The sequence below is a fragment of the Cupriavidus sp. 01L46 genome, assembly GCF_056399905.1.
In genome coordinates this window covers 1-789 of record NZ_JBFTSF010000660.1, presented here as the reverse complement: position 1 = coordinate 789, position 789 = coordinate 1, and the positions used below count along the sequence as shown (strand labels likewise).

The window sequence follows — 789 nt, the reverse complement described above, 5'->3', positions numbered from 1 at the left end:
CGATTCACCTAGGTGGCGCCACGCAGATACTCTTCGGTATTCGCGGGAGGCGGTGGGACAGTCATCCAGTTATATCGCAGTTCTATAACGAGCACTGGGTGCGTCCAGCAGCAGAGGATGTGCCGCATGGATCATCGAATGTGGAAAATGGGTGCTATTGGTGATCTGTCATAGAGCACAGTCTATTTTCGTATCGAAACGTGGAAAAGGACGATAGGAACATCGAATTCCGAATTTTCATGCGGAATCATTAACATCTATATTCGATGTTATAGAGATGCGTGAAAGATGTTAATTTATTTATAACGTCTGATGGAGTCGAGGGGGACTGTAGCGTATGAGTCCGTGGAGGTGAATTAGATTATCAGGAATGGGGCCGGTATGGCATGCAGGAGAATAGTGGATATGGCTGCTGTGGGTAGATTTTGGCGATGAAAGCTTCTCATCGAGTTATCAGGAATACTGGAATCCTCTATGCCCGTATGGGGGTTACCGTGTTCCTGTCGCTCTATACAACGCGCGTGACATTGAGTGCGCTTGGCGCGGGCGATTTCGGTATATTTAACGTTGTTGGTGGAATAATCGCTATGCTCAGTTTCCTAAATGCGAGCATGGCTGGTGCCACCCAGCGATTCATGTCTTACGCTCAGGGTGAAGGATCTGGGGAAAGGCAGCGGTATATTTTTAATATCGGCGTAATTCTACATTTAGTGATCGCACTCGCCGTAGTGAGCATCTTAGAGGCCGTTGGTTTTATTTTATTCGATGGGGTTCTAAAGATATCAATAG

General features: G+C 46.9%; 1 protein-coding gene. It reads left to right on the top strand.

The annotated features are described in order from the left end of the window. Positions 1-431: 431 nt before the first annotated feature. Positions 432-789: hypothetical protein (locus AC1DS3_RS39170; protein ID WP_477129435.1), on the top strand; the 358-nt coding region annotated here is incomplete at its 3' end.